This window comes from Nocardioides sp. NPDC006303, assembly GCF_040613175.1.
GTDB lineage: Bacteria > Actinomycetota > Actinomycetes > Propionibacteriales > Nocardioidaceae > Nocardioides.
Genome location: NZ_JBEXRR010000007.1, coordinates 79,688 through 101,172 on the forward strand (window position 1 = coordinate 79,688; position 21,485 = coordinate 101,172).

The 21,485-nt window shown below is 69.3% G+C and carries 25 protein-coding genes and 1 tRNA gene; 8 read left to right on the forward strand and 18 right to left on the reverse strand.

Features of this window, described 5'->3' with window-relative positions; all coding sequences use genetic code 11:
• The first annotated feature begins 64 nt into the window (after positions 1 to 64).
• The 3 genes from ABZY89_RS08040 to ABZY89_RS08050 are packed head-to-tail and all read left to right on the forward strand — an operon-like array spanning position 65 to position 2,525.
• Positions 65 to 679, forward strand: a complete 615-nt coding sequence (locus ABZY89_RS08040; protein WP_355226154.1) for a TetR/AcrR family transcriptional regulator — start codon at positions 65 to 67, stop codon at positions 677 to 679.
• The gene (locus ABZY89_RS08045) at positions 676 to 1,668 is read left to right on the forward strand and encodes an NADP-dependent oxidoreductase (RefSeq protein WP_355226156.1); all 993 of its coding nucleotides are present in this window, start codon (positions 676 to 678) and stop codon (positions 1,666 to 1,668) included. Before ABZY89_RS08040 ends, ABZY89_RS08045 begins: the two co-directional genes overlap by 4 nt.
• Complete coding sequence (locus tag ABZY89_RS08050) at positions 1,665 to 2,525, forward strand: alpha/beta hydrolase (RefSeq protein ID WP_355226158.1); 861 nt, start codon at positions 1,665 to 1,667, stop codon at positions 2,523 to 2,525. Before ABZY89_RS08045 ends, ABZY89_RS08050 begins: the two co-directional genes overlap by 4 nt.
• Before the next feature lie 169 nt (positions 2,526 to 2,694).
• Here ABZY89_RS08050 and ABZY89_RS08055 read toward each other — a convergent pair whose 3' ends face one another.
• The 7 genes from ABZY89_RS08055 to ABZY89_RS08085 all read right to left on the reverse strand — a co-directional run bounded on the left by ABZY89_RS08055 (position 2,695) and on the right by ABZY89_RS08085 (position 9,372).
• Positions 2,695 to 4,056 carry an MFS transporter gene (locus ABZY89_RS08055; RefSeq protein WP_355226160.1) on the reverse strand — a complete coding sequence of 454 codons (1,362 nt, stop codon included), beginning with the start codon at positions 4,054 to 4,056 and terminating at the stop codon, positions 2,695 to 2,697.
• A gap of 176 nt (positions 4,057 to 4,232) precedes the next feature.
• Positions 4,233 to 5,186: a PDR/VanB family oxidoreductase gene (locus ABZY89_RS08060; RefSeq protein WP_355226162.1), complete on the reverse strand. Its 954-nt coding sequence runs from the start codon at positions 5,184 to 5,186 to the stop codon at positions 4,233 to 4,235.
• 23 nt (positions 5,187 to 5,209) lie between these two features.
• Positions 5,210 to 5,968: an SDR family NAD(P)-dependent oxidoreductase gene (locus tag ABZY89_RS08065; RefSeq protein WP_355226163.1), complete on the reverse strand. Its 759-nt coding sequence runs from the start codon at positions 5,966 to 5,968 to the stop codon at positions 5,210 to 5,212.
• Positions 5,965 to 6,495, reverse strand: a complete 531-nt coding sequence (locus tag ABZY89_RS08070) for an aromatic-ring-hydroxylating dioxygenase subunit beta (protein WP_355226165.1) — start codon at positions 6,493 to 6,495, stop codon at positions 5,965 to 5,967. The genes ABZY89_RS08065 and ABZY89_RS08070 overlap by 4 nt, the downstream gene beginning before the upstream one ends.
• Complete coding sequence (locus ABZY89_RS08075; protein ID WP_355226166.1) at positions 6,488 to 7,786, reverse strand: aromatic ring-hydroxylating dioxygenase subunit alpha; 1,299 nt, start codon at positions 7,784 to 7,786, stop codon at positions 6,488 to 6,490. The genes ABZY89_RS08070 and ABZY89_RS08075 overlap by 8 nt, the downstream gene beginning before the upstream one ends.
• A 1-nt stretch (position 7,787) precedes the next feature.
• A complete protein-coding gene (locus ABZY89_RS08080; RefSeq protein ID WP_355226168.1) occupies positions 7,788 to 8,174 on the reverse strand; it encodes a hypothetical protein in 387 nt (128 codons plus the stop codon).
• Positions 8,175 to 8,217: 43 nt separating this feature from the next.
• Positions 8,218 to 9,372 (reverse strand): acyl-CoA dehydrogenase family protein, encoded by a 1,155-nt coding sequence (locus ABZY89_RS08085; RefSeq protein WP_355226169.1) that lies wholly within the window; start codon positions 9,370 to 9,372, stop codon positions 8,218 to 8,220.
• Positions 9,373 to 9,569: 197 nt separating this feature from the next.
• On the opposite strand from ABZY89_RS08085, the gene ABZY89_RS08090 reads away from it, so the two are divergent.
• The 5 genes from ABZY89_RS08090 (at position 9,570) to ABZY89_RS08110 (ending at position 14,045) form a co-directional block, all read left to right on the forward strand.
• Positions 9,570 to 11,087: an ATP-binding protein gene (locus ABZY89_RS08090; protein WP_355226171.1), complete on the forward strand. Its 1,518-nt coding sequence runs from the start codon at positions 9,570 to 9,572 to the stop codon at positions 11,085 to 11,087.
• 107 nt (positions 11,088 to 11,194) lie between these two features.
• Positions 11,195 to 11,722 carry a flavin reductase gene (locus ABZY89_RS08095; RefSeq protein ID WP_222118660.1) on the forward strand — a complete coding sequence of 176 codons (528 nt, stop codon included), beginning with the start codon at positions 11,195 to 11,197 and terminating at the stop codon, positions 11,720 to 11,722.
• Positions 11,719 to 12,009: a hypothetical protein gene (locus tag ABZY89_RS08100; RefSeq protein ID WP_355226173.1), complete on the forward strand. Its 291-nt coding sequence runs from the start codon at positions 11,719 to 11,721 to the stop codon at positions 12,007 to 12,009. Before ABZY89_RS08095 ends, ABZY89_RS08100 begins: the two co-directional genes overlap by 4 nt.
• Positions 12,006 to 13,274, forward strand: a complete 1,269-nt coding sequence (locus ABZY89_RS08105; RefSeq protein WP_355226175.1) for an amidase — start codon at positions 12,006 to 12,008, stop codon at positions 13,272 to 13,274. The genes ABZY89_RS08100 and ABZY89_RS08105 overlap by 4 nt, the downstream gene beginning before the upstream one ends.
• Before the next feature lie 117 nt (positions 13,275 to 13,391).
• Positions 13,392 to 14,045 (forward strand): response regulator, encoded by a 654-nt coding sequence (locus tag ABZY89_RS08110; RefSeq protein WP_355226176.1) that lies wholly within the window; start codon positions 13,392 to 13,394, stop codon positions 14,043 to 14,045.
• A 7-nt stretch (positions 14,046 to 14,052) separates the two neighbouring features.
• Here the strand turns inward: ABZY89_RS08110 and ABZY89_RS08115 are convergent, their stop codons facing one another.
• The 11 genes from ABZY89_RS08115 to ABZY89_RS08165 all read right to left on the reverse strand — a co-directional run bounded on the left by ABZY89_RS08115 (position 14,053) and on the right by ABZY89_RS08165 (position 21,463).
• Positions 14,053 to 14,631: a nuclear transport factor 2 family protein gene (locus ABZY89_RS08115; protein WP_355226178.1), complete on the reverse strand. Its 579-nt coding sequence runs from the start codon at positions 14,629 to 14,631 to the stop codon at positions 14,053 to 14,055.
• Positions 14,632 to 14,839: 208 nt separating this feature from the next.
• Positions 14,840 to 15,088, reverse strand: coding sequence for a tannase/feruloyl esterase family alpha/beta hydrolase (locus ABZY89_RS08120; RefSeq protein ID WP_355226180.1), 249 nt, complete (start codon positions 15,086 to 15,088; stop codon positions 14,840 to 14,842).
• A gap of 396 nt (positions 15,089 to 15,484) precedes the next feature.
• Positions 15,485 to 15,557, reverse strand: a tRNA-Ala gene (locus ABZY89_RS08125).
• A 62-nt stretch (positions 15,558 to 15,619) separates the two neighbouring features.
• Positions 15,620 to 16,255, reverse strand: coding sequence for a histidine phosphatase family protein (locus tag ABZY89_RS08130; protein ID WP_355226182.1), 636 nt, complete (start codon positions 16,253 to 16,255; stop codon positions 15,620 to 15,622).
• 6 nt (positions 16,256 to 16,261) lie between these two features.
• Positions 16,262 to 16,636 carry a ribosome silencing factor gene (gene rsfS / locus ABZY89_RS08135; RefSeq protein ID WP_355226184.1) on the reverse strand — a complete coding sequence of 125 codons (375 nt, stop codon included), beginning with the start codon at positions 16,634 to 16,636 and terminating at the stop codon, positions 16,262 to 16,264.
• The gene (gene nadD / locus ABZY89_RS08140; RefSeq protein WP_355226186.1) at positions 16,633 to 17,322 is read right to left on the reverse strand and encodes a nicotinate-nucleotide adenylyltransferase; all 690 of its coding nucleotides are present in this window, start codon (positions 17,320 to 17,322) and stop codon (positions 16,633 to 16,635) included. The genes rsfS and nadD overlap by 4 nt, the downstream gene beginning before the upstream one ends.
• 11 nt (positions 17,323 to 17,333) lie before the next feature.
• Positions 17,334 to 17,495: a hypothetical protein gene (locus tag ABZY89_RS08145; RefSeq protein ID WP_160027856.1), complete on the reverse strand. Its 162-nt coding sequence runs from the start codon at positions 17,493 to 17,495 to the stop codon at positions 17,334 to 17,336.
• Between the two features lie 30 nt (positions 17,496 to 17,525).
• Positions 17,526 to 18,776, reverse strand: coding sequence for a glutamate-5-semialdehyde dehydrogenase (locus ABZY89_RS08150; protein ID WP_355226189.1), 1,251 nt, complete (start codon positions 18,774 to 18,776; stop codon positions 17,526 to 17,528).
• Between the two features lie 76 nt (positions 18,777 to 18,852).
• Complete coding sequence (locus tag ABZY89_RS08155; protein WP_355226191.1) at positions 18,853 to 19,263, reverse strand: hypothetical protein; 411 nt, start codon at positions 19,261 to 19,263, stop codon at positions 18,853 to 18,855.
• A gap of 52 nt (positions 19,264 to 19,315) precedes the next feature.
• Positions 19,316 to 20,221 (reverse strand): phosphotransferase, encoded by a 906-nt coding sequence (locus ABZY89_RS08160; protein WP_355226193.1) that lies wholly within the window; start codon positions 20,219 to 20,221, stop codon positions 19,316 to 19,318.
• Between the two features lie 24 nt (positions 20,222 to 20,245).
• Positions 20,246 to 21,463, reverse strand: coding sequence for a phospholipase D-like domain-containing protein (locus ABZY89_RS08165; RefSeq protein ID WP_355226195.1), 1,218 nt, complete (start codon positions 21,461 to 21,463; stop codon positions 20,246 to 20,248).
• Between the last annotated feature and the right edge of the window lie 22 nt (positions 21,464 to 21,485).

The window sequence follows — 21,485 nt, forward strand, 5'->3', positions numbered from 1 at the left end:
TACGTTCGTAATAGTATGGTCATAATGCTAAGATACTGACAACCCCTGGAAGGAGATTCACCTCATGGCGAGATACAGCCCGGAGCACAAGGAAGCGACGCGGCGCCGGATGATCGAGACCGCCGGCCGCCGGTTCAAGAGCAACGGCATCGACGGCTCGGGCATCGCGACGCTGGTCGCCGACGCCGGACTGACCAACGGAGCCTTCTACGGTCACTTCGCCTCGAAGGAGGACCTGGTCGCCTCGGTCGTGACCCAGCAGCTCACCGACCAGGTCGCCGTCGTAGACGCGCTTCCCGCCGGCCTCGCATCCGTCGAGGCATTCCTTCGCGAGTACCTCTCCGCCGCGCACCGCGACGATCCCGCCGAAGGCTGTCCGTCGGCCGCCCTTCTGGACGAGATCGGTCGCTGCGACGCGACGACCCGGGACGCCTACACCGAAGGCGCACGCTCGATGATCGAGGCGATCTCGCGCCACCTCGACGAGGGCGATGCCCAGCAGACCGACGAGCGTGCGATCGGCATCTTCACGCTCCTGGTCGGCTCCCTGCAGCTGGCTCGCGCCGTCACCGACGCCGAGCTCTCCGACCGCATCCTCGCCGCGGCCTACACCCAAGCCATGACCATCGCGGGAGCCCGTCCGGGTCCCGCGACAACACCCACCCAGGAGTCGCCATGAAGGCGTTCGTCGTCACTCACTACGGTCCGGACGGGCTCGAGGCAGCCGATGTCCCGGCGCCGACGGTCGGACCTCGCGACGTCCTGGTCGACGTCCGCGCCGCGAGCATCAACCCGCTCGACAAGATGGTCCGCAACGGGGAGCTGAAGCAGCTGCTGAAGTACAAGCCGCCCTTCACCCTCGGCCACGACGTCTCCGGCGTGATCACCCAGGTCGGGTCGGAGGTCCGTGACTTCAAGGTCGGCGACGAGATCTTCGCCCGGGCGCGCGACCTGCGCATCGGCACCTTCGCCGAGCAGATCGCCATCGACTCCGACGACATCTCGCTCAAGCCGAGGTCCTTGTCGTTCGAGGAGGCCGCGGCCGTACCTCTGGTCGCGCTCGCGGCATGGCAGGCCCTGGTCGGCCTGGCCAGCGTCAAGCCCGGCCAGAAGGTCCTGGTCCACGCCGGCGCAGGCGGCCTCGGCTCCACCGTCATCCAGGTCGCCAAGCACCTCGGTGCCTACGTCGCGACCACCGCCCACAGCAAGGACGTCGAGAAGGTCCGTGCGCTCGGCGCCGACGAGGTCGTCGACTACACCAGCACCGACTTCGCCGAGGTCCTGTCTGGCTACGACGTGGTGCTCGACTCTCTCGGGACCGCCAGCCTCGAGAAGTCGCTGACCGTCCTGAAGCCGGGCGGTCTGGCGATCAGCGTGGTCGGACCACCCGACCCGCACATGGCGGACCAGCTGGGCAAGCCGCTCCTCAAGCCCGTCATGGCCCTGTTGAGCCGCAAGATCCGGTCCCGCGCCAAGAAGCTCGGCGTGCGCTACTCGTTCCTCTTCATGGAGGCGAACGGCACCCAGCTCACGACCCTCGCCGCGCTCTACGACGACGGCATCCTCAAGCCGGTCCTCGACCGCACCTTCCCCTTCGCCGACACGATCGAAGCGATGGCGTACGTCGAGCAGGGCAAGGCCAACGGCAAGATCGTGGTGACCCGATGAGCATCCCCGACAACGAGCCCGTGATCACCTCCTACGAGCAGGCCCCGACCCGCTCCGTCACCGTTGGCGACGTGACGTACGCCTACCGCGAGCTCGGCCCGAAGGGCGGCGTACCCGTCGTCTTCTTCGTGCACCTCGCAGCGACCCTGGACAATTGGGACCCACGCATCGTCGATCCCATCGCCGAGAAGCGACACGTCATCACCTTCGACCAACGCGGCGTCGGTGCCTCGACCGGGAACGTGCCCGACACCATCGAGGAAGCCGCCGATCACGCCTACGAGTTCATCGCGGCGCTCGGGTTCGAGGAGATCGACATCTTCTCCTTCTCGATGGGCGGCATGATCGCCCAGGATCTGATCCTCGAGCACCCCGGCCTGGTCCGCAGGCTCGTGCTGACCGGGACCGGGCCCCGGGGCGGCAAGGACATCGAGAAGGTCGCCGGCGTCACCTACCGAGACATCCTCCGGGCGACGCTGACCAGGTCGGACCCCAAGGAGTTCCTCTTCTTCAACCGCGACGCGGCCGGGAAGTCGGCCGCGAAGGCGTTCGTCAAGCGGCTCCAGGAACGCACCGTCGACCGTGACCGGCCAGCCACCATCAAGGCGCTGCGGACCCAGCTGAAGGCGATCCAGAAGTACGGTCGCTCCGCCCCGTCGGACCTGTCGGCGCTCACCCTGCCGACGCTGATCGCCAACGGCGACCACGACCGGATGGTGCCCACGGCTCTCTCCGAGGACCTCCACCGCCGCATCAAGGGCAGCCAGCTGATCATCTACCCCAACTCCGGTCACGGCGGGATCTTCCAGTTCCACGAGAAGTTCGCCCCGGTCGCCGCCGACTTCCTCACCGACTGACCTCGTCGCCGGCGCGGCTACGGGCTTGCCGCAGCAGATTCTCCGGCGCCACGACGACCATGCCTGCCGTACGGCGCTCACCAACTGGTCGTTGTCACTGTACGAAACCGGGCTGTCACGACGACGCGGATCGCGACGCCATGACAGCCCGGACGGTTGCCGATCAGGTTCAGCTGAACTGGGTCCGGAGCTTGGCCCGGGCCAGGGCCCGGGGTGCGGTCTCGGGCAGCAGGCAGAGGCAGATCAACGAGAGCGCGCACGTCGCGGCCAGGTAGTAGCCGACGTACGTCGCCTCGCCGGTGCTCGCGATGATCCGGTTCGCGATCAGCGGCGAGATGCCACCACCCAGCACCGCGCCGACGTGGAAGGAGACGCCCATCCCCGACTGCCGCTGGTCGCGCGGGAAGAGCTCGGTGAAGAAGGTGTACATCGGTCCGAACAGGATCCCGGTGGTGGTGAACCCGATGATCATCGCGGCGGCCACGCCGGCCACACTTCCCGCCTCCGCGAGGTGGAAGATCACCAGCGCCGACGCGATCGAGCCGGCCGCACCGACCATCATCACCGGCCGGCGACCGAGCCGGTCGGCGGCCCAGGCGGACAGCACGTTCGCGACCGCGTGCATCACCAGGGCGGCGATGCTGGCGTTGACGATGGGCTGACGCGGCAGACCGAGACCCTCGGGGGCGGCCGCGGTGGCGTACGAGAGCATGAAGATGGCGAGGGCGAAGGTGCTCGAGTTCAGGCCGATGTTGACGCCGGCGGCGAGCACGACGCGACGCCAGTTGGTCTTGAGCACGGCGAAGACCGGGAGCTGGTTCTTCAGCGTCTCGCCCTCCTCGCGCATCATCCGCTGGAAGACCGGGCTCTCCGAGACGCCGCGGCGGATCCAGATGCCGAGCAACAGCACGACACCACCGATGAGGAACGGGATCCGCCAGCCCCAGCTCTCCACGCTGGCGGCCGGGAGGAGCAGCACCGCCGCGAAGGCGAGGTTGGCCAGGATCGACCCGATCGGCGACCCGAGCGCAACGAAGACGCCGTACCTTGCCCGCTTGTCGTCTGGGGCGTGCTCGATCGCGAGCACCGCCGCACCGCCGGTCTCGCCGCCCCGGCACAGGCCGTGCACCATGCGGAGCAGCACCAGCATGATCGGCGCGGCGACGCCGATCTGGGCGTAGGTGGGCAGCATGCCCATCACCATCGTGGCGACGCCCATACCGATGAACGTCATCAGCAGCGCGGACTTGCGGCCGTAGCGGTCGCCGACCCAGCCGAAGAGCACCGCACCGACCGGTGCCATCAGGAAGCCGATGGCGAAGGTCGCCAGGCCCATGAAGGTGCTGAACCAGGGGTTGTCGGTCCGGAAGAAGGTGTCGGTGAAGACGAGTGCGCTCGCCGTTCCGTAGATGGCGAAGTCGTAGAACTCCAGAGAGGTCCCGACGCCGCTGGCGAAGGCGAGGCGGGCGACGCCGCCCTTGGTGGAGGTCAGATCCGATCCGTCGGTGTCGACGCGGGATGTCGTGGTCATGACTGTCCTGTCGGTAAGGCGCGAGGGGCAGATCATCCCTCAACCGCACGGCATCGTGCGACTGCGGATGTGCTCCGACCCTCGCGAGGGGGTGGTTCCACGCTAGGAACGTTGACGCCAGGGCTCCATTGGCATTGACCGCAGCCCGTTGAGGGTTTCCCCTACCGGCGATGGCGTCAGTACAGCTCGATGACGAGCTTCGGGCTCTTCGCCCGGGAGACGCACAGCGCCATCTGGTCGCCGGCTTGCTTGTCGGCCGCGGAGAGGCAGTTGTCCCGATGGTCGGGGACGCCTTCGAGGACTCCGGAGACGCACGATCCGCAGATCCCCTCCTCGCAGGACTTGAACACGTCGATCCCGTTGTCGGTCAGCACCGACAGGATCGAGCGGTCGGCCGGGATCTCGAAGGACTCCCCGGTGTCGAGCTCGACCGTGAACGAGTCGTCCTCGGAGGTGTCGATCTCGGCAGCCTCGAAGTGCTCGACGTGTACGTTGCGCTCGCCGACCACGGGCGCGGCCACCGCGGTCACCTGCTCCATGAAGCCGGTCGGCCCGCAGGTGTAGACGTGGCTGCTCGCGGTCGTCGTCTCGAGCGCTTCGCGCAACAACGTGCGCTGGTCGCCACGAGGTACGCCGAGGTGGATCTCGACGCGGGCAGCGAAGTCGGCGACCTCGAGGAGGTCCACGAAGGCGCCATGCTCGCGGGACCGGGCGAAGTAGACCAGCCGGAACTCCTCGCCACGCTCGTGCAGCTCGTAGGCGAGGCTCAGCATCGGGGTGATCCCGACGCCTCCGGCGACGAGCAGGTGCTGGTCGGCGCCCTCGACGACGGAGACGAGGTTGCGTGGCTCCCCGATGGCGAGGACGTCACCCTCGCCCACCTGATGCAAAGCGGCGCTGCCGCCGCGCGAGTCCGGTTCGAGCTTGACCGCGATCAGCTGTGACTCGCTCTCGGCGGGCGGGCTGCACAGCGAGTACTGGCGCAGCACGCCGGTCGGGCCGACCACGTCGATGTGGGCACCGGCTCGGTAGGGCTCGAACCTCCGGCCGTCCTCACGGACGAGCCGCAGCGTACGGATGTGCGGGGTCTCGACCCCGATATGAGTGACACGCACCTTGATGTCGGTCATCGATCTGCTCCTCTCGGTGGTGATCAGCGCACGTAGAGGCCACCGTTGGCGTCCCAGCACGCTCCGGTCACCGAGGCCGCGCCCGGCGAGGCCAGCAGCGCGACCATCTCGGCGATGAACTCGGGGCTGCCGAGCCTGCCCACGGGGATGGTCTCGGCGAACCGGTCGACGTTGTCCTCGCCGACGATGCGGCGTACGACGGGGAGGTCGAGCGGTCCGGGTGAGACGGCGTTGACGGTCACTCCGGAGCTCGCGAGCTCACGGGCGAACACCTTTGTGGCCGCCAGGACCGCGCCCTTGGAGGACGCGTAGTGTCCGCCGGTGGCGGTGCCGCCGTTCTGTCCGGCAAGGGATCCGAGGTTCACGATCCGGCCGTAGCCGGTGGCGGCCATGCGCCGTCCGAAGACCTGGCAGGCGGCGAAGGTGCCGCCGATGTTGACCGCCATCACCGAGGCGAGCTCCTCGGACGAGATCTCCAGCAACGGGGTCGACTGGGTCCGGGCAGCGTTGTTCACCAGGACCTGTACGTCGCCCCAACTCTCCAGCAGCGCGGCCAGCAGGCCTTCGATCGCCTCCCGGTCGGTGACGTCGAGGCCGTACGCACGGGCGGTCTCGCCGGTGCCGTCCAGGTCGCCGGCCACCGTCTTCGCGGCGGCTTCGTCGATGTCCACGACGGCCACGCGGTGACCGGTGCGGTGCAGGTGAGCGGCGATCACCGCCCCGAGGCCGTTGCCGGCACCGGTGACGACCGCGACCGGCCGACTCTCGGATCGCGAAGTCACAGCAGGAACCCGGCCGCCGGGACGGCGGCCTCGCTGTCGACCAGGCGGATGACCTTGAGCACGATCAGGTCCTCCTCCGGGGCGGAGCCCAGCCGGATCCGGTACTCCACGTCGCCGGCCCACAGGTCATGCCGGCCACGCTTGAACGCGACCAGCACCTGGGAGGCGCGCAGCACGACCTCGGCGTCGGAGACCTCGACGGGTACGAACCGGGAGACGGTGCGGGTGGTCGTCGCCGAGTCGACGGCGGCGAGGGCGTACCCCTCGGTCATCCGGGTGACGCGCATCGCGCGCATCCGGGCGTCGTCGTAGACCATGTTCAACGTGTTGGCGAAGTCGGTCGTGGTCGGGTCGATCGGGATGACGTAGTGCCCGTCCTCGGCGTAGAGCGCGTTCCACGCGTCGTACTCCTTGCGGTCGAGCAGGTCGGCTTCCCGCCAGGCCAGCTCGATCCCGCGCAGCACGCGCGGGTCCGCCAGCGACGTGGCAGCCGTGTCGGTGCGGGTGTCGGGGAGGGTCTCAGTCATCGCTCATCATCTGCTTCCACTGGGCGTACGCAGCGCGCATCCCGGTCTCGTCGGTGACATGTGAGGTCGGCCAGCCCTCGGGGCTCGGCTTCTCCCGAGCCGCACCGCGGTTGACCAGGATCGGCATCTCGGGTGCGCCCTGCGCGCCCCGCTGGACCCGGTCCCATCCCTCCGCGTCGTCGGGGGTTCCGAAACCGAACGGCCCCTGGAAGTGCTCGTGCACCCGCAGCCGGGCGCGGTTCACCGGACCGACGACCTCGTCGGGCCCGTCGGGGCCGATCGCGACGTGCTCGATGACCGTCTTGTCGACGGAGATGGGCCGCAGGACCCGGAAGAACGCGGCGGACATGGAGACGTTCGGGAAGAGGTTGAGGTTGAACCCGGTGCCGTGCATGGCCAGGACCACCTTGCGGATCGCCGAGTCGGACAGGCCGGCCGCACGCAGGTCGGCGATCAGCCCGTCGAACCGGTCCTGGAGCTTCTCGGTGCCGTCGTCGGCGTCGAGGTCGGAGTGCTCGGGCACCATCTGCATGACGCTGTGGCCGTTGCCGAGGTCGTGGGTGGTCGCCTCGGGGTCGGTCATGAACGACATCATGTCGGCGGTCTCGGCATCGACCGACGCCATCCAGGAGCGGTGCACGATCGGGAAGTGGTAGCCGTCGGTGGTGTTCTCCAGCTGGATCTTCCAGTTGCCTCCGAAGGTGAACTGGTGGGTGCCGAGCACCTTGACCGGGTAGCCGCCACCCTGCTTCATGAACCGGTCGATCCACACCTTCACGTCGCCGAGGAACTCCTCGAGCGGCTCGATGTCCTCGTCGAGGGTGGCGAAGACCATGCCGCCGTACGCCTCGGTGCGCAGCCGCTTGAGCGAGAGCTCGCTCTTGTCGAGCACACCCTCGTAGCCCTCGGGGTAGGGGATGCCGCGCAGCTTGCCGTCGAGGCTGTAGGACCAGGCGTGGTAAGGACAGGTGAACCCGTTGGCCTCGCCGGTCCGCTTCTCGCACAGGCTCGCCCCGCGATGCCGGCAGCGGTTGACGAGCGTGTGGATCGCGCCCTTGCGGTCTCGCGAGACGATGACCGGCTGACGGCCGACGTACGTCGACTTGAAGCTGCCTGGCTTGGGCAGCTCGCTCTCGTGCGCGACCCAGATCCAGGTGTGCTCGAAGATCCGGGTCATCTCCTGCTCGAAGATCTCGGGGTCGGTGTACATCCGGCCCGCGACCCGGTCGTCCTGGACCAGGTCGGCGGGAGCGAGGTCGTACACGTTGGCTGCGGTGATCTCGGTGGTCATCTCAGTTCGCCTCCACGGGCTCGTAGGAGCGCGGGGTGAGGGCTCTGCCCATCCGCGCCTCGACCTTGGCGTATCTCCAGAGCTTGAAGCCGCCCTCCCCCACCGCGATGGTGCGGAACAGGTTGCAGGCGGCCCTGACGGTCTCCTGGGTGTCGACGTCGGCCAGCAGGTAGCAGGTCCACGGCCAGGAGTCGGAGGGGCCGACCAGGTGCGCGTCGTCGTCGATGTCCCCGATGAAGTCGACGCCCGGCAGCGCCTTGATGCTGTCCATCATCTCGACGAAGGCCCTCCAGACGTCGTCGACGGTGACGCCGGCGCTGGGCAGGTCGAAGAAGTTCTGGTTGATACCGATGCAGAACAGGACGCGGAGTGGTGTTGGCTCACTCATCGGGTCTCCTTGGGGTCGTGGGACGGGCGGCTGGTGGGTCCGCTCACATGAATCCGGGGACGGTCGGCTCCTGGCCGAGCAGCACCGCACCGGCGGCGTCGTACATCGAGGGGCCGAGGAAGGCGTGCACCTGTGGGACCTCGGCGTCGCGACGAAGCCGCTGCAGCGGGTGCTGGTTCGCGATGGTGCCGGTGCCCGAGATGGTGCAGAGGTCGGCGACGATGCGGGCCGCGGTGGACGCCAGGTGTGTTGCGGAGAGCCGGATGCGGGCATGCTGTTCGGGGCTGACCTCGTCGCCGGCGACGACGCTGCTCCAGACCTCCTCGGCCACCTCGTAGTAGAAGGCGCGCGCCGAGCGCAGCGCGGCGTAGCTCTCGGCGTAGGACGTGCGGTAGTAGGCGCGGGCGGCCAAGGGCGGTGCGCCGGTCACGCCCGTGCGCGAACCCGCCTGCTGGGCGAAGTCGAGCGCCGCCTGCGCGACCCCGAGGCCGACCGCGGCATGCACCTGCGCCTGGTAGCCGATCGTGGGATAGCGGAAGAGCGGCTCGTCGACGGTCGGCTCCCCACCCCGGACGAACGTCCACTCGCGGGCGACCTCGACCTCCTTGACGACCAGGTCGAACGAGCCCGATGCGCGCATCCCGGCGACGTCCCAGTCCTGCACGATCTCGACCTGCTCGGGTCGCAGCAGAGCGCTTCGCGGCTTGCCCCTGGAGGCGTCGTCGCTGGGGATGCCGACGCCCAGTACGTCGGCTCCCATGCAACCGCTGGCGAACTTCCAGCGCCCGTCGACGATGAAGCCCCGCTCGGTGGGGGTCACCGGCTGGACCGGGAAGAGTCCGCCGGCGAAGACGACATCGGGGCCGTCGGCATAGATCTCGGCCTGGGTCTCGAGCGGGAGCGCCGCCAGGTAGGTGAGGGCGGACCCGAAGGCAGCGACCCATCCGGTCGAGCCGTCGACGGCCGAGATCCGCTCGACGATCTCGAGGAACTCGGCAGGGGCCATCGGCTCGCCTCCGAACATCCGCGGAGCCGAGCTCCGGTAGACCCCGACCTGCTTGAGCCGGTCGACGAACTCACGGGGAACGTAGCTCTGCTCGTGGAACTCACCCCGCCGGGCCGCCAGCTCCGACAGGACGTCCTCCAGGGTGGGCGGCGCAGCGGCCGTCTCCGGCTGGATCTCCTGGGTCTGGGCCATGTCGGCTCCTCTGGGTTGGATCGGATGAATCGGGTCGGATGTGTCGGACTGGCCGGTGCCGACCGCCGGGTTCGACGCTATGAGCCCGCCCGCGCGGCGGGAATTGGGAATGCCCGGCCCGGATGAGGGGGCCTCACTGCCCCACGTAGGGGATTTCTTCAGCGCCCGCGCCTCATTCGGCGACCTATCCTGACCAGATGCAGGTCGACCCACAGGCGCCCGAGCTGGTCCATACCGACTTCCTCGCGATGATGAACGCGACGTCGCTGTGCGTGCTGATCCACGACGCCGAGACGCAGGACATCATCTGGGCCAACCCCGCCGCCTGCGAGCTGCTCGAGTGGAGCGTCACCGAGCTGCGGCCGCTCAAGGCCGACCAGATGAGCAGCTCCGCCCAGGAGTACGACCGCGTGATCGGCCGGGCGTGGTTGCAGGAGGCGGTCGAGAAGGGCCGCAGCAGGATCGAGTGGCACTACCGCTCGAGCACCGGCCGGGTGGTCCCGACCGAGGCGGTCGCGACCCGCGTCGAGCTGGCCCAGGGCCCCGCGGTGATGGTGCAGTTCCGCGACATCGAGCGCGAGCAGGCGGTCGAGCGCGAGCTGCGGCAGACCACGGCGTACGTCGAGACGCTGAGCCGGCACACCGCCGCAGGGGTCGTCGTGCTCAGCCCGGACGGCGTGGTCCAGCACGTGACCGACCAGGCGCTCGCCCAGTTCGGGGTGTCCCGCACGGACATGGCGGGGCACCGTCTGGACGACGTCGCCTCGGTCCAGATCGACCGTCGCGGTGACCGCGAGCGCACCGGCTGGTCCGCGGCGGTCGGCGCGGCGGACCCGATCGCCACCGTCCGGCTGCGGCTGCGTCGCCGCACCGGACCCGGCCCCGCCCGGTCCGCCTGGCTCGGCGGGACGCTCGAGCGGATGCACCAGCCCGGGGTCGCGGAGTTCGTGCTGACCGTCTACGACATCTCCGAGCGGGTGCGGGCCGAGCAGGCGTACGACCAGGAGAACTACCTGGCCCGCTACAACGCGATGGGTGACATGGCGATGGCGATCGCCCACGAGCTGGGCCAGCCGCTGGCCGCGGCGAACAACTTCCTGGCCGGCGTCCGCGCCCGGGCGCGGACACTCGAGGGCTGCGCGGAGATGGCGGGCGCCACCGAGATGCTCGCTTTCGGGCTGGACGGCGCCGAACGCCAGATAGAGCGGGCGGCGACGATCGTCAGCTCCGTACGCTCCTATGTCGGCCATCTCGAGCAGGTCTCGGGCCGCGTGGACCTCAACGACGTGGTCGAGGAGTGCCTCTACTTCGTCGGTCTGCGGGCGGACCCCGCGGGGATCGAGGTCGAGCTCGACCTCTCCTCGGACCCGGTCCACGTACGCTGCGAACGCGTGCTGACGGGACAGGTGGTGCTCAACCTCTGCTTCAACGCCGTCGACGAGCTGAGCCAGTGCGGACCGGGCAGCCGGGTGCTGCGGATCAGCACCGGCACCGCGACGTACGACGGGAAGACCTCGGGGATGGTGACCGTCGAGGATCGGGGGCGCGGCCTGACGCAGGACCCGTTCGCCGAGTCGTTCACGTCCAAGGAGCGCGGGAGCGGGATCGGGCTGGCCCTGAGCTACCGGATCATCACCCGTCAGCACGGCATGATCTGGGCCGAGTCACGCGAGGGCGGCGGCACCCGATTCGCGTTCACGCTGCCCCGCGCGTAGCCGCGCCGGCGTAGGGGAAATCCTCATCCTCCGTCGAGGAACTCTCGATTCCGCGTCGGGGCGACACTGCCTACGGTCGAGGTATCCGACCCGGTAGGAGGCCCAGGTTGTCCACCACGACCCATCCCGAGCTGACCCCGACCCAGCGCGCCTTTCGTGCCGCGATGTCGAATCTGTCGGCAGCGGTCAACATCGTCACCACCGACGGCCCGCGCGGGCCGGCCGGCATCACCGTGAGCGCGGCGTGCTCGGTCACCGACAGTCCCCCGACGATGCTCGTCTGCGTCAATCGGTCCAGCTACACCCACGACTTCTTCGTCGAGAACAAGCGGGTCGGCATCAACGTCCTCGGCGCCGAGCACGAGCCGATCGCGATGCGCTTCGCCGGTGCGAGCGACGTGTCCATGGGCGACAGGCTCTCCGAGCCGGAGTGGGAGCACGACAGCCACGGCGTGCCCGTGCTGCGCGATGCCGTCGCGACGGTCATCGGGCGGGTCGCGGACCACCGTTCGCACGGCTCGCACACGGTGCTCTTCGTCGAGGTCGACGCCGTCAACAGCCGCGACGACACCGGCGGCCTCGTCTACTTCCAGCGCCGCTTCCACACCCTGCACCCCACCGAGCTCTCCGCATGAGCCGAAGGAGCGCGATGATGATGGAGGCGGGGGCTCGGATGACGCTGATGTGCTACACCGACACCCACGGGTACGGCTGGCAGCACGTGGACCTCTTCGTCCACGACGCCGCCGGCCACGAGCTCAACTGGGTGCACTGGGAGGTCCCCGGCGACGGACCCGAGATCGCCGACGAGGTCACCTCCCGGGTCGAGCCGACCCTGCGGCGCACGTCCGAATGGCGCCATGCCGTGTCCGCGACCGGGATGGACTACTGGACTGCCGACGCCAGCTGGGAGGACGCATGAGCACGTCGCTGTGGCAGCCGTGGTCGCTGCGTGACCTCGTCACCGACCTCGCCCGAGGCGCCACCACCCCGGCCGAGGCGATGGCCCGCTCCGCGGAGCGGATCGCGGCGACCGAACCCGAGCTCGAGGCCTGGGTCGTCCGTCAGGACCCGGATCCCGTCACCGGCCTCGGCCCCCTCGCAGGTGTGCCCCTCGGCGTGAAGGACATCATCGACGTCGCCGGCCTGCCGACCAGATGCGGCTCCGGGCTCCGGGCGGACGTTCCGCCCGCCGACAAGGACGCAGCGATCGTGACGGAGTGGCGCCGGACCGGTGCGGTGCCGGTGGGCAAGACCGTGACCACCGAGTTCGCCTTCTTCTCCCCCGGCCCCACGGCCAACCCGGCCGCGACCGACCACACCCCCGGCGGCTCCTCCAGCGGCTCGGCAGCCGCCGTCGGTGCCGGCCAGGTGCCGCTCGCCCTGGGGTCGCAGACCGCCGGATCGGTGAGCCGCCCGGCGGCGTACTGCGGGGTCGCGGCCCTGGTGATGAGCAACGGTCGTTTCCCGGTCGACGGCGTCACCGGGCTGAGCCCGAGCCTCGACAGCCACGGCGTGTACGCCGCCACGGCCGGTGATCTCGCGCTGGCCTGGTCTGCATTGGGCGGCGGCGTCGACGTCGCCCGGCCCGGCGCTCCCGGGCGAGGCGAGCCGCTGCGCGCGCTGCTCTGGTCGGCCTCCGCGATCGGTGTCCTGGACCCGGCGATGCGAGGCGCCCTGGAGACCACCCGGGCGGCGCTGGAGGCGAGCGGCGCCATCGTTCGCGACTTCCCGGAGGAGCAGCTGGTCGCCGACCTCGCCGCCGCGCACCCCGTGGTCATGGCGTACGAGGCCGCCCGCGAGCGCTCTGCGGAGCTGGCCGCGGCCGACCAGCTGTCCGACCCGTTGGCCGGGCTGCTGCGTACGGGTGCCGAGACCAGCCGGAGCGACTACGAGACAGCCCTCGACGTGATCGCACGGGGTGGTGAGCGGGTTGCCGAGCTCCTCGGGGCGTACGACGTCGTGGTCGGTGCCGCAGCCCCTGGCCCCGCTCCCCGCGGACTGGGCGCGACCGGTGACCCGGTGCTGAGCCGGCCGTGGCAGGCGCTCGGCCTACCCGTCGTGACCGTCCCGGGGCTACGGGATGCCGCGGGCATGCCGCTCGGCATCCAGGTGGTCGGCCGCCGTCTCGGTGAGGACCACCTCTTGGCCGCAGCGTGCAACGTCGAGCAAAGCCTGGTGTCCTGATCCTGGGCATATGGCCCGGGTCACACCACGAGGGATGAGTGAAACACGATGACGAAACGGCCGGGTAACAGCGACGACGTAGCGTCGACGACCATCCCCACGAACAAGGCGACACCGATGAGCATCACTGAACTCCCCCGGACGGACACCGCCGCCGCCACGCGCACTCCGGTCGTCCACATCGTCGACGACGACCACGACCTGCGACAGTCGCTGGTCTTCCTGCTGGAGACCGTCGGCATCGAGGCACTGACCTATCCCGACGCCACCACGTTCCTCGACGAGTACGACGCGACCGAACCGGCGGTCCTCATCGTCGACGTCCGGATGCCCGGCGTCAGCGGCTTCCAGCTGCAGGAGACGCTGCGCCAGCAGGACTACCCGGCACCGGTCATCTTCTGCTCCGCGCACGGCGACGTGCCCATGTCGGTGCGGGCGATGCAGCACGGCGCCGTGGACTTCCTGGAGAAGCCCTACGACTCCCAGCAGATGCTGGAGGTCGTCCAGGAGCAGCTCCTCGAGGCGGGCAGGCGGTTCGCCGCCGATGCCGTACGCCGCGAGGTGCAGACCCGGGTCGACCAGCTCACCCCGCGCGAGCTCGAGGTCCTGCGTCTGGTCATCGACGGCCTGCCGAGCCAGCACATCGCCCGGGAGCTCGGCACCAGCGTCAAGACGGTCGACGTCCACCGGGCCCGGATCAAGGCGAAGACCTGCTCCGACAGCCTCGGCACCCTCGTACGCGACGTGCTCCTCTACCAGGTGACCGTCTGAGCTCTGCTCAGGGGGCCATCAGCACCGACTCCGACGGGTAGGACTCCGCCCAGGTCGGCGAGAGCGGTGCGATGAAGACGTTCTCGGTGCGGGTCCGGCTGATCCGCCAGGTTCCGTCGACCCGGCGGAAGGCGTTGTTCAGCCGGCTGGAGCGGAGCATCGCCTTGCCGTCGGAGAAGAGCCATGGCTGCATGTGGATCCACTGGCCCTCGGCCTCGTCACCGTCGACGTGGATCTGCTCGGAGGTCAGGTAGTGGGCGTTGAGCAGCAGGGCCGGGTCCTGCTGCTCTCCCCAGAACCTCTCGAAGTGCGCGCGGATCGCGGCCTTTCCCTCGGCCTTCCCGAACTGACCGTCGTAGTACTCCCCGACGCCCTCCCAGACCGCGTCCTCGGTGTAGAGCTCCATGATCAGGTCGACCCGCTGGGCGTCATCGCTGACACCGAACTCCGGGCAGGGCGTGTCGCAGAGGAACATGTAGCGCGCCTCCAGCCGTCGGATCTCCGCCTCCGACTCGAGGGCCTCCACCCGGCGCAGCAGGGCCGTGATCGTGTCGGCGATCGTGTCGGTGTCGGGGGTGCTGGTCATGCTTCTCCTCGGGTCCATGCCTGTGGCGGCTGAACTCCCACGCTAGGAAGCCCTGCCGAGCCGCTCAAGTGGCAATGACCGCAGGTTGCTGAGGTAATCCCCTATCCCACCGCCACGGCGTCGGTGCCCTCCAGGTCGAGATCGAGCCAGCGGACGCCGCCGTCCTCCCGCACTCGAGTCCCATCCTCGACGAACCGGCCGCTGACCATCAGTTGCTCCGCTCCCGGACATGCATGCGCTGCTGCTCGCGTGCCACGTCCTCGGCGAAGTCGCCCCAGTCGTTCTCGCACCGGAAGCTGCTCGCCTCCGTGGTGGGCCCGGCGCCGACGTACCCTGCGATCTGGGGGTAGGGACACAGCGGCCTCGTCATCACGACCCGGTTCTCCGGACGGTCGTTCTCGTACTTGGTGGCGACCATCTGCTTCGGCGCGGTCCCCTGCTCGACCCAGGCCCGCACGGCCGACGTGTCCGCCTCCGGGGATCATGAAGAGCCGGTAGAACTCCTGTACGTCTCGGAGAGCCGAGCGCACGGTCGAGCCGTCCTGCTCGAGGAGGACTCGCGTGTCGTACATGATCAGCTTGCCGCCCCGGTCGGCAAAACCGGAAAGGTCGGTACTGGCGATCACCACGGTCATACGGGAGAAATCCTTATCCGAGTAAGGCCTTCGAACCGGCGCGATCTCTCCCCAGAACGGTGTGCTCATGAGAGGTCGCGCGACGAGAGATTCAGCCCGGAAGATGGCGACAGGCAGACGTTCCAAGACCGGAACAACAGATGCGCCTCAAAAACGATCAAGCCGTGTTCTCAACCTTCGGTGAAGGTTCAGAACACGGCTCTGATCAGGTGTTTCGGTGGAGGTGAGGGGACTCGAACCCCTGACCCTCTGCATGCCATGCAGATGCGCTACCAGCTGCGCCACACCCCCTTGGCGTTGTCCCGGTGATCAACCCGGGCAACGAGAAGAACAGTAGCGGAATGCTCCCGCGATCACGAAATCGGGGTCCCCATTCCGTACGTCGCGAGTCGCCAGGGCGCCGACGGGATGAGTCCGTGAGCGGACTCCCGGGCGGTGAGCTCGATCCAGGCGCAGTTCGTCAGCGGAGCGAGGGTGGTGACGACGGACGGGTCCCAGCCGAGGAAGGCGGCCAGACCCTGCCGGATGGCACCGCCGTGAGCGACGACCACGACGGTCTCGCCGGGCGCGACGGTCTCGGCGACGTCGTGGAGCGCACCGCTGAAGCGTGCCGCGACGGTGGGCCAGGACTCCCCGCCGTGGGGCTCCCAGCTGGCCGGCATCTCACCGAAGCGCTCGAGGATCTGGGCGCGGTTCATCCCTTCGGCCTCCCCTGCGCAGACCTCCCGCAGCCGCGGGTCGTACGCGGCCTCGAGGCCGGTCTCCTCGGCGACGTACGAAGCGGTCTGCCGGGCCCGCATCAGGTCCGAGGAGACGAGGCGGGTGACGGCGAAGGTCGTCCCGAGCGCGCGAGCAGCGGCCTTGGCCTGCTGGTGGCCGGTCTCGGCCAGCTCGATGTCGGTCTGACCCTGGTAGCGGCCGTCGGCGTTCCAGCCGGTGACTCCGTGGCGGAGCAGGATGAGTCGACGGATCTCCGCAGGCTCGACCACCGGACCTCAGCCCTCGGAGACGATGTCGGCGGGCAGCGAGATCGCGGGGCAGTCACGCCAGAGCCGCTCGAGGGCGTAGAACTGGCGCTCCTCCTCGTGCTGGACGTGCACGACGATCTCGCCGTAGTCGAGCAGCACCCAGCGCCCCTCCTTGTGCCCCTCGCGGCGCAGCGGCTTGGAGCCGAGGTCGCGGAGCTTCAGCTCGACCTCGTCGACGATCGACTGCACCTGCCGCTCGTTGGGGGCGGAGGCCAGCACGAAGGCGTCGGTGATGGCCAGCTGGTCGCTGACGTCGAAGGCCAGGATGTGCCCGGCCTTCTTGTCCGAGGCCGCCCGGGCGGCGGTGATGGTGAGCTCGATGGCGTGCTCGGTCGCGGTCATACGCGGTCCTTATTTCGGGGAGTCTTGGATTGAGGGGCCCTGGATTCCCTGGGCCGGTAGAGGTCGTGCTTGCCGATGTACTGCACCACGCCGTCGGGGACGAGATACCAGACCGGCTCGCCACGGTGACGCCGCTCGCGGCAGTCGGAGGAGGAGATCGCCAGAGCGGGGATCTCGAGCATGGTGATGCGGTCGGAGGGGATCTTCGCGATGACCTCGGGATCCATGTTGTAGCCCGGGCGCGTGCACCCCACGAACTGGGCGAGCTCGAAGAGCTCGTCGGTGTCGCGCCAGGTGAAGATCTCGGCGAGCGCGTCGGCCCCGGTGATGAAGTAGAGCTCGGAGTCGGGCAGCGCCTTGGCGAGGTCGCGCAGCGTGTCGATGGTGTACGTCCGGCCGGCCCGGTCGATGTCGACCCTGCTCACGGTGAAGCGCGGGTTGGCGGCGGTCGCGATGACCGTCATCAGGTACCGGTGCTCGGCCGGCGACACGTCGCGATCGGCCTTCTGCCAGGGGTCGCCGGTGGGCACGAAGACGACCTCGTCGAGGTCGAAGAACGACTGCACCTCGGAGGCCGCCACCAGGTGGCCGTGGTGGATGGGATCGAAGGTGCCGCCCATCACCCCGACGCGGCGCTTGCCGATCAGGCCCTCCAGACCTGGCTCGGGCGCTCCCCCGCTGCCCATCGGATCAGCGCTCAGGAGTGTTCACGGCCGCCGGCGAACCAGACCAGGACCAGGAGCGCGAAGACCAGGATCGCCAGGGCGCCGCCGCCGATGACCCACTCGATACCAGAGGTGCCGTGCTCGGCCCCGTGCTCAGCGGAGGTGATGATGCTCGACACAACAGAGTTCGACATGGCGCACAGATTACCTTGCCCCGTGCCAGGTCAGCGCACGTGCCCGTCCCCTGTGACCACATACTTCGTCGAGGTCATCTCAGGCAGCCCCATCGGGCCCCGGGCGTGCAGCTTCTGGGTCGAGATCCCGATCTCCGCGCCGAAGCCGAACTCACCGCCGTCGGTGAACCGCGTCGAGGCGTTGACCATGACCGCCGCGGAGTCGACGGCGGCGGTGAACCGCCGGGCCGCGCCCAGGTCCTCGGTCAGGATCGCCTCGGTGTGACCGCTGGACCAGCGCCGGATGTGGGCGATGGCGGCGTCGAGATCGGGTACGACCGCTGCGCTGATCTTCAGCGCCAGGAACTCGGCCGCATAGTCCTCGTCGGTGGCGGGCTCGACGAGGTCGTACGCCTGGAAGGCCTCGTCGCCGTGGATCTGCACCCCACGCTCCTGCAGCGCGGGGACGATCATGGGCAGGAACGACTTGGCGATGTCGGCGTGCACGAGCAGCGACTCGGCGGAGTTGCACACGCTGGTGCGCTGGGTCTTGGAGTTGACCACGATCGAGACCGCCTTCTCGAGATCGGCTGCCTTGTCGACGTAGACGTGTACGTTGCCCACCCCGGTCTCGATGACCGGCACCGTCGACTCCTCGACGACGCTGCGGATCAGCCCGGCGCCACCGCGCGGGATGAGCACGTCGACCAGGCCGCGGGCCCGCATCAGCGCCTTGACCGAGTCGTGGCCCTCACCGGGCACGACCTGGATCACGTCGGCCGGGAGGCCCACGGAGACGACGGCGTCGCGGAGCACGGCGGCGATCGCCACGTTGCTGGACGCGATGTTGGAGGAGCCGCGCAGGAGCGCCGCGTTGCCGGACTTCAGGCAGATCCCGGCCGCGTCCACGGTCACGTTGGGGCGAGCCTCGTAGATCATCCCGACGACACCGAAGGGCACCCGCACCTGGCGCAGCTCGAGGCCGTTGGCGAGGGTGCTGCCGCGTACGACGTCTCCTACGGGGTCCGGGAGGGCTGCGAGCTCGCGGAGCGCGGCGGCGATGCCGTCGAGCCGCTCCGGGGTCAGGGTGAGGCGGTCGATGATGTTGGCCGGGCTTCCCGAGGCCTCGGCGCGGGCGATGTCGGCCGCGTTGGCCTCCAGCACCTCGTCGGACCGCTTCAGGAGAGCGTCGGCCATCGCGTGCAGCGCCGCGTCCTTCACGCTGCGCGGCGCGACCGCGAGCTCGTAGCTCGCCTCTCGTGCCTTCGCCGCCACGTCACGGATCAATGCCTCTGCGCTCATGCCAGAAAGCCTATGCCGTTCGGCGTACACAGCCACCACCCCTTTCGCCGTACGGACCGGACCGCACGGCGAAGGGTCACTCTTCCTCGCCCAGTCCCAGCAGGACGCCGAGACCCCCGAGCGGGTCGAACGGGCTCTCGGACGGCTCCGGAGTCGCCATCGGCTCGCCGCTCCCCGAGCCCGAGGCCGAGGGCCGGACCTTGCGGGGCGCCTTCACCGGCGTCGGGTCGGCGGGCGCGCCCGTCGGTCGCGTCGAGGGCGACTCGCGCCGGTCCTGCTTCGGCGGCGCGGACGACGAGGCCTCCGCCGCCGGCTCGGACTCGTTCATCGCCGGATAGTCCACCGGAGGCTCATAGGTCTTCCGCACGAACGCGATCCCCGATGTCGCCCCTGCGAACAGCGCCGACAGCACGAGCGCCGAGATCCAAGGCGTCCAGCCACGCCACCAACCTCCGGCGGGGCCTCGAGCCCCGTCGAACTCACTCACTCCCACAACCATTCCCCCAGGTTGCGCCGGCACCGTCCGGCGCGCTCCGATCTTAGCCGCGATGGGAGCCTTCCGGGGCGGTGTGGACATCCCCGGATCGAGCGATCTCGAGCAGGAGGTCGTGCGCCCGGGCGGCCACCGGATTGGCGGTACGCCGCGCCCCGAGCTCGACCAGAGCGATCAGGTCCGCGGCGCGGGCCAGCTCGAGAGCCTCCGTGGCGCTGCCCCCACGCACTGCGACGTAGCCCTCCAGCACCCCTGAGACGTACGCCGCCTCCCGATCGAATCGCAGCAGGTTGCCGAGGTCGGCGAACGGCGAGCCGGCGTGGGCGAACTCCCAGTCGAGGACCGCGCGGACACGCAGCGTCTCCGGGTCCACGATGATGTTCTTGGCGTTGAGGTCGCTGTGCACCAGGCTCACCCGGGCGACCGTGTCGAGCAGGTCCTGGGCGTCGGCGGCCACGTCCCGCAGGCCGTCCAGGTCGGCTGGTGACCAGTCGAGACGCTCGGCGTACGACTCGACCCACTCGGTCAGGTCCAGGGTGAACGCCTCGACCCGCAGGTCCTTGTCGGCGAAGGTCCCGGCGGTCAGGAACGGCATCCCGGCCAGGGTGCCGGCGATCTCTCCGAGGCAACGTCCGAGCCTGCCCTGCTGCGCCTCGTCCAGATCGGGGAGCTGCAGGTCGCCGCGTACGCCCTCGACGAACTCGGTCACCAGCAGCGCGGGCGTGCCCGTGGCCGGGTCGGCGCGGCGTACCTCCAGGACGTCCGGGACCGGGACGAGGCCCCGCACCAGACGGTGCAGGGCCTCGTGGACCTCCGCGGCCTGCGGGTGGTGGCGCGGGTCGGCGAAGACACGCACGACCGACCTCTCCCCGCCTGCCTCTGCCAGGAACGTCTCGCCCGACCAGCCGCCGTCGAGTGGCCGAAGGCCCCCACCGAGTTCACCGAAGCTCACCCGGCGAGGTTAGCGCCCCAAGCGTCAGGCGCAGGGCCGGGACTTCGGCTCCAGGTAGATCCGGTGCGTGGCCCGCGGGCTGTCCCACATCTTGTTGAACCGGGCGGTGTAGGCGGTGTAGTAGCTCTTCGAGGTGAACCGGAAGGTGACCTCGTCGTTGCTGAACGACGGCGGCGACCAGTTCTCCGAGCCGGTCCAGACGCTGTAGGTGCCCCTGTCGGCGTAGCGGCCGTTGACGCTCATCCACTTGTAGTGGGAGTAGCAGCGCGAGCCGTAGACGATGTTGTCGCCGCTGGTCGACTTCTTCTGGCCCCAGTCCCAGGCGGCGTCGCGCGCCGGGATGCCGACTCGTCGGAGCTTGCGGTAGACCACGTCGCTGGTGACCGAGCCGATCACCCGGACCACGCAGCCGCGCTTCTTCAGCCGGACGACCTCGTCGGCGATGCGCTCGCCACGGCGGCCGTACCACGCGTACATGTGGATCCGCAGGATCGTCTTGCCCTTGGTGCCGTAGCCGCTCGGCGCGCTGCAGCCGATCAGCCGCAGCCGGTCGATCACCCGGTCGCCGCTGCCGCGCGCGTAGATCTCGTCGCTGGTCGTTCCCGGGCGCTGACGCTGGAAGCCGACGGACGTGCCGCCACCGGACCACGACACATAGCGCGGCGAGGCCTTCCTGTCGGCCTTGAGCTCGTTGAACATCCGCAGCCACGTCTTCCACAGGCTGTCGTTGGCGTAGATCGTCTGGGCGTCGTTCCACTGCGAACCAGCCGCGCCGCCACCGAGGTTGCCGGAGCTGTTGATGATGACGTTGCGCTTGGTGCCGATCTGGGTGAACGAGTGGATCTTGATGTGCAGGTTGCCCGTGTCATACCCGCGGCAGGCACCGGCGCAGCCGTAGATGAAGCTAGGGCGGGAGCGCGTGGTGCCTAGACGGCCGGCCAGCTTCCGCTCTCCGCTGCTCCACATCTTCCGATTGACCAGGATCTGCACGTGCACGCCACGCTTGTGTGCGGCGATGAGGTGATCGACGGTGTCGGCGCGGTCCAGGTTGTAGGTGACGAACCGGATGTAGGAGCCCTTGACCGCGTACCGGATGCTGTTGTTGATCCGGTGGACGATGAAGTTGCGCTGCCCCGAGTCACCGGTCGGGTTGTTGAAGAACGGCCCCGCCGGCGGCGACCAGGTCGCCGCGGTCGCCGGCGTCGAAACCACGGACATGGTCGCCACGACCAGGGCAGCCACGCAGCCAGCCACAGCCGAAGCG

Bases quoted from the DNA above. Each gene is read 5' to 3' on its own strand.
- ABZY89_RS08040 (WP_355226154.1), top strand. From the start codon at position 65: ATGGCGAGATACAGCCCGGAGCACAAGGAAGCGACGCGGCGCCGGATG.
- ABZY89_RS08045 (WP_355226156.1), top strand. From the start codon at position 676: ATGAAGGCGTTCGTCGTCACTCACTACGGTCCGGACGGGCTCGAGGCA.
- ABZY89_RS08050 (WP_355226158.1), top strand. From the start codon at position 1,665: ATGAGCATCCCCGACAACGAGCCCGTGATCACCTCCTACGAGCAGGCC.
- ABZY89_RS08055 (WP_355226160.1), bottom strand. From the start codon at position 4,056: ATGACCACGACATCCCGCGTCGACACCGACGGATCGGATCTGACCTCC.
- ABZY89_RS08060 (WP_355226162.1), bottom strand. From the start codon at position 5,186: ATGACCGACATCAAGGTGCGTGTCACTCATATCGGGGTCGAGACCCCG.
- ABZY89_RS08070 (WP_355226165.1), bottom strand. From the start codon at position 6,495: ATGACTGAGACCCTCCCCGACACCCGCACCGACACGGCTGCCACGTCG.
- ABZY89_RS08075 (WP_355226166.1), bottom strand. From the start codon at position 7,786: ATGACCACCGAGATCACCGCAGCCAACGTGTACGACCTCGCTCCCGCC.
- ABZY89_RS08080 (WP_355226168.1), bottom strand. From the start codon at position 8,174: ATGAGTGAGCCAACACCACTCCGCGTCCTGTTCTGCATCGGTATCAAC.
- ABZY89_RS08085 (WP_355226169.1), bottom strand. From the start codon at position 9,372: ATGGCCCAGACCCAGGAGATCCAGCCGGAGACGGCCGCTGCGCCGCCC.
- ABZY89_RS08090 (WP_355226171.1), top strand. From the start codon at position 9,570: ATGCAGGTCGACCCACAGGCGCCCGAGCTGGTCCATACCGACTTCCTC.
- ABZY89_RS08100 (WP_355226173.1), top strand. From the start codon at position 11,719: ATGAGCCGAAGGAGCGCGATGATGATGGAGGCGGGGGCTCGGATGACG.
- ABZY89_RS08105 (WP_355226175.1), top strand. From the start codon at position 12,006: ATGAGCACGTCGCTGTGGCAGCCGTGGTCGCTGCGTGACCTCGTCACC.
- ABZY89_RS08110 (WP_355226176.1), top strand. From the start codon at position 13,392: ATGAGCATCACTGAACTCCCCCGGACGGACACCGCCGCCGCCACGCGC.
- ABZY89_RS08115 (WP_355226178.1), bottom strand. From the start codon at position 14,631: ATGACCAGCACCCCCGACACCGACACGATCGCCGACACGATCACGGCC.
- rsfS (WP_355226184.1), bottom strand. From the start codon at position 16,636: ATGACCGCGACCGAGCACGCCATCGAGCTCACCATCACCGCCGCCCGG.
- nadD (WP_355226186.1), bottom strand. From the start codon at position 17,322: ATGGGCAGCGGGGGAGCGCCCGAGCCAGGTCTGGAGGGCCTGATCGGC.
- ABZY89_RS08145 (WP_160027856.1), bottom strand. From the start codon at position 17,495: ATGTCGAACTCTGTTGTGTCGAGCATCATCACCTCCGCTGAGCACGGG.
- ABZY89_RS08150 (WP_355226189.1), bottom strand. From the start codon at position 18,776: ATGAGCGCAGAGGCATTGATCCGTGACGTGGCGGCGAAGGCACGAGAG.